Origin of the sequence: Aromatoleum toluvorans, from assembly GCF_012910905.1 — a bacterium.
Taxonomy (GTDB): Bacteria; Pseudomonadota; Gammaproteobacteria; order Burkholderiales; family Rhodocyclaceae; genus Aromatoleum; species Aromatoleum toluvorans.
The window spans coordinates 1-4,507 of record NZ_WTVN01000075.1 but is presented as its reverse complement, the minus strand read 5'-3'; the positions used below and the strand labels follow the sequence as shown (position 1 = coordinate 4,507).

The 4,507-nt window shown below is 64.2% G+C and carries 6 protein-coding genes, 1 rRNA gene and 1 riboswitch; of the genes, 3 read left to right on the top strand and 4 right to left on the bottom strand.

What is annotated here, in order from left to right; all coding sequences use genetic code 11:
* The 3 genes from flgA to GPA22_RS22260 all read left to right on the top strand — a co-directional run.
* Window positions 1-706: flagellar basal body P-ring formation chaperone FlgA (gene flgA, locus GPA22_RS22270; protein ID WP_246264646.1), on the top strand; the 706-nt coding region annotated here is incomplete at its 5' end.
* A gap of 87 nt (window positions 707-793) precedes the next feature.
* A complete protein-coding gene (flgM, locus tag GPA22_RS22265) occupies window positions 794-1,099 on the top strand; it encodes a flagellar biosynthesis anti-sigma factor FlgM (protein ID WP_169258255.1) in 306 nt (101 codons plus the stop codon).
* Window positions 1,100-1,104: 5 nt separating this feature from the next.
* Window positions 1,105-1,578 (top strand): flagellar export chaperone FlgN, encoded by a 474-nt coding sequence (locus GPA22_RS22260; RefSeq protein WP_169258254.1) that lies wholly within the window; start codon window positions 1,105-1,107, stop codon window positions 1,576-1,578.
* A 64-nt stretch (window positions 1,579-1,642) separates the two neighbouring features.
* Here the strand turns inward: GPA22_RS22260 and cbpB are convergent, their stop codons facing one another.
* From cbpB to rrf, 4 genes are all read right to left on the bottom strand, one after another.
* The gene (cbpB, locus tag GPA22_RS22255; protein WP_246264644.1) at window positions 1,643-3,061 is read right to left on the bottom strand and encodes a peptide-modifying radical SAM enzyme CbpB; all 1,419 of its coding nucleotides are present in this window, start codon (window positions 3,059-3,061) and stop codon (window positions 1,643-1,645) included.
* A complete protein-coding gene (cbpA, locus tag GPA22_RS23105) occupies window positions 3,058-3,228 on the bottom strand; it encodes a modified peptide precursor CbpA (protein ID WP_169258253.1) in 171 nt (56 codons plus the stop codon). The genes cbpB and cbpA overlap by 4 nt, the downstream gene beginning before the upstream one ends.
* A 95-nt stretch (window positions 3,229-3,323) precedes the next feature.
* Window positions 3,324-3,541, bottom strand: a riboswitch (cobalamin riboswitch).
* A gap of 100 nt (window positions 3,542-3,641) precedes the next feature.
* Entirely contained in the window at window positions 3,642-4,199 is a 558-nt protein-coding gene (locus tag GPA22_RS22245) for a hypothetical protein (RefSeq protein WP_169258252.1), read from the bottom strand.
* A 189-nt stretch (window positions 4,200-4,388) separates the two neighbouring features.
* Window positions 4,389-4,502: ribosomal RNA gene (gene rrf, locus GPA22_RS22240) — 5S ribosomal RNA — on the bottom strand.
* Between the last annotated feature and the right edge of the window lie 5 nt (window positions 4,503-4,507).

The following is a 4,507-nucleotide window of genomic DNA, read 5'->3' as shown; positions in this document are numbered from 1 at the left end:
CCTCATGCCCCCATCCTGCCGCCCTCTCGTTATCCCCCTGCTCGCCTTGGGCTTCACGCTCGCGGCCGGGAACGCTGGCGCGCAGCAGCCCCAGCAACCGGTTCGACAGGCCGTGATGGCCTTCCTCGGCCAGCAGACCTCGGGCCTGCCGGGTAAAGTCGGCGTCACGGTCGAGGGACTCGACCCGCAGAACCAGCTCCCGCCCTGCGCCGAGCTCATGCCCTTCCTCCCGCCCGGCACACGCGCATGGGGCCGGATCAACGTGGGCGTGCGTTGCGAATCACCCGTCAACTGGACGGTCTATGTCCCCGCCCAGGTCTCCGTCATCGGCGAATACCTCGTCATCGCGCGCCCCATCCGCGCAGGCCAGGTCGTCTCGCCTGCGGACCTCGAACGGCGCACCGGCGACCTTGCGGGCGAGGCCCCCAACACGCTGACGGACATGACCCAGGCCGTCGGCCACAACGCGCGCTACACCATCGCCGCCGGCAACCCCCTGCGTGCCGACATGCTTCGCCTCCCGCAAACCGTACGCCAGGGCCAGAATGTCAAGGTCGTCGGCACCGGCAGCGGATTCACCGTCACCAACGAAGGCCGCGCGCTCAACGCCGCCTCTGCCGGGGAACCGGTCCGGGTCCGCCTGGGCAACGGACAAGTCGTCTCGGGAAAGGCACGCACCGATGGCACCGTGGAGCTCGACTTCTGAGCGCTCGCGCATTCGCAAAAAAACTTCTAAAGTTTTCCCTCGGGCGGTCGTTGATACGCACAGAGATCGCTTACTGGGAGTAGCGCCATGAAAATCGAAGGATCACTCAAATCGCCGGGGGCTACCCCTGCGAGCGAAACGCGCGAAAAACGCCCCGCCGCCAGCACGACGATTGCCAGCAGCTCCTCGACCGAAGAGAAAGTCGAACTGTCGTCGCTCTCGTCCAGCCTCAACAAGGCCGAAGCAGCGATTGCCTCGACGCCCGAGGTCGACCGCCGCCGCGTCGACGAAATCCGTCAGGCAATCAGCGAAGGGCGCTTCAAGATCGACGCCAACCGCATCGCCGACGGTCTGATCGAAAGCGTTCGCCAGATGCTCGACACGCAGAAATAAGGTCCGTGAGCCTGCAGCCCGAACTTCAACGACTGGTCCAGCTGATCGACAGCGAAGCTGTGCTGCTGCGCGGCTTCCTTGCGCTGCTCGAGCGCGAGGAAGCCCTGCTCATCGCCGGCGACGCCGACGGTCTGCTCGTCCTCACGCGCGAAAAGACCGAGCGCTTCCACCAGCTGCAGCGCATCCACAACGACCGCGCCCTGCTGCTCGGCCGGCTCCGCCGCCCGAACACCGACGCCGCGATCCGCGAAGTCTGCCAACCGCTACCCGACACCCTCAGGCGCTGGGACGAAATCCACGTACTGGCACGCGACGCGCAGGCCCGCAACGACCTCAACGGCAAGCTCATCACCGAGCGTCTCCAGCATAACCAGGCCGCGATGTCGATCCTCCTCGACGCATCCAGGCAGCCGCAGCTCTACGATTCCGCCGGCCACCCCCGCCCCGGCGGAGGCGGCCGCCACCTCGGCAGCGCTTGAACAAAAGGCCCGCCCGGGCTCCCCCGGGCGGGCCTGCACGCAATCACTGCAACTGACGACCGGCTCAGGGCAGCACGAAGTCGAAACTGCTCTCCACCCCGCCCTCCTCGGCATCCCAGCCATCCCAGAGGAAGTCGTTCGCCTTCCCGTCGGCGATCAAGCGGAAGGCATAGCGCGTCTGCTCCTCGTAGAAGCCGCAGAACGCCCCGACGCGGTCCATCCCCCCGTTCATCTCATGCGCTTCGGCCGGGCACGGCGAGCCGCAGAAATGCCGGATCGCGCACCCCTTGCAGGGATCGATACGGTCAACGTTACGCCCCGTCACCTTCCGGAACGCCTCGCTCTCCAGCACATCCTCGATACGGTCGGTGAACAGGTTGCCCCCGCGGAACGCATCCAGACCGATGAACTCGCTGCATGGAAAGAGTCCCCCGTCAGGTGCCAGGGCGAAGAACGCACGCCCCCCGCCACACGGCGAGATATCGCACATCAGGCGGCGCGCAGTCGGCGCGAGGATCGCCAGCAGAATGTTCGCAAAGTTTGCGACCACCATCTTCCGCCCCGTCTCCCGATACAGCGCATGCGTTCGTTCCACTGCTGCGATGAAGGCACGCGCCAGCGCGGCATCATCCGGACGCACCGTACGCGCTCCCGGCAAGGTGCAACGCACCGCATTCAGCATGCAGGTCGGCACTTCGCGGGCATGGAACAGCTCCACCAGCGGCACGAGTTGATCCAGGTTCTTCTCCGTGCACGTCGCGATCACGCTCCACGCCGAGTACCCGCGCAGCGCCTCCATCGCCCGGAGCACCTTGTCGTGCACACTCTTTCCGCCGAAGGTCAGGCGGGTCGCATCGGTCGTCTCCGCCAGCGGCCCGTCAAGCGACAAGCCGATGCTCACCTGCCGATCGGCGAGAAACCCGATCGCTTCGTCATCGAGCAGTGTCGCATTCGTCTGCACCCCGAACACGTAATCGTCCCTGAACGCATCGATGGCAGCGAACAAGGCGGCCCGATTCATCAAGGGCTCCGCACCGTGGAAAATCACGCGCGGTTTGCGCCCGTCGGGAAGCACCGTCGAAAAGTAGGACCGTAGCCGCCCCAGCGCCTCCACCAGGCGATCGGCGTCCATGTGTTGCCCACCGCGGCGCATTCCCTCCGGAATGTAGCAATACGTGCAGTTCAGGTTGCACCGCTCCGTCGGATTCACATAGACGGCCGACGGCTTCAGCTCGAAACGCAGGGCATGCAACTCGCGCGCGAAATCCTTTGCCTTTGCCTGGTAATTCGACATCAAGGCACTATCGGTCAGCGTGTCCGCGAGCTTGTCCTTGCGAACGAGTGCCCAGAACGCACTGTCCGGGTCGCTCAAGGCCACGTAGTCGTCATGTCCGATGTCGAACGGAATCAGGCTCGCACCAGTGCCGAGATTGGCATAACGCCCCGTCGACGGGGCGCCGCTCATCAAAGCCGAACCGCTCATCGCTTCTCCCTGCGATCCATCAGAACGTAGTGCGACAACCCCACCCCATCCGCCTCGCAACGCTTGCGCGTCGCGATGATCGCGGGCCTGCTCGCAACGGACGCGCCACTCGCAGCGGCGGGGACGGCGTTCTGTGCAAACTCTTGCTTGATATCAGTCGAAGGCATCCGATTCTCCTGTTTGTCCAAACACAAAAACAAAAAGGGCTCCGCTGCCGCACTGCCAAGTGCGGACAGCGAAACCCTTGCCATTGGTTCCAGCTACAAAACAGTCGATTACGGCAGGTCTTCTGGCTTCCGGATCAACCTGTCTGTCGCGCCTTCCCATCGTGGTACTCCACGACAGTGGCTGGATGCCCGGAATCGTTCCGTCATCCTGGCGACATTCGTCCCCGGTTACAGCGGCGGGCCCGCCACGGAATTGAGCAAGCTCGCACCGTGTTCCGACGAGCGCAATTGCGCCGTCATTGCCGAATCGTTCGCCATTGTCCCGACGAGCATGTCTTCAGTCAATACCCTCGGCGCCCCACCAACGTGCGCCTCGACTCCCGATCGCCGGCGAAGCCGAAGCGCCTTCGCCGTCACATCCCACCCAGGTCCTGGATGGCATCGACGACCATGCTGGTACCCACCGCAATCATCAGGATATCGCCCGCGACACGAACGAACTTGTGCCCCGCCGGGGGCACCCCGAGTTCGACAACGAGCGCCGGCGGCAGGTCGTAATACACGACATCGCGCGGCAAGGGACGCCCCATCGACCACTTCCTTGCCTGCCCCGGCGGCATGCACCCGTTCCCCTTTTTTGCGAGACCTGGAGGACACTTTCCCGAACCGCCTTCGCGCACGAAATACTCACGGATGACCGTCCGCTCGCGTTGCTCGAATCGGGTCACCACGCGCCCCGAGCCGTCATCCCGCGCGCGCGCACCCCGATCATGGTCATCCCGACCCGCATCTCCACGCTCGTCGCGGTCGCGCTTATGCTGTCCGCCCCCCTTTCCACCATGCCCCTTCTCCTGTTGCCACCCTCCGCCACCGGCGTGATCGGGTTTTTCGGCATAGGCGACGCCACAAACCAACACGCCGGCACAAAGCGCGGCGCACGCCAGTGCACTGCGCGATCGGATGCGATGCATGTTCTATCTCCCTTGAATGGTTTCTCGCTTCGAGCTCGCGAAAAGAACGCAGATCGCAGGCCGCGGGACCGAGCGCGGCCTGTTGCCAACAACATACAACAAATCGGCATCGGACCGAAATACCGGCGGGTAGACGTAAAAAAGCCGCTCATCCTGTTGTGAGGAGAGCGGCTTTTTTGGCGTAGGGTAGTCTGACGATGACCTACTTTCGCACTCAAGGAGAGCACTATCATCGGCGCGGTCCTGTTTCACTGTCCTGTTCGGGATGGGAAGGAGTGGTTCCGGGACGCTATGGTCGTCAGACTGTA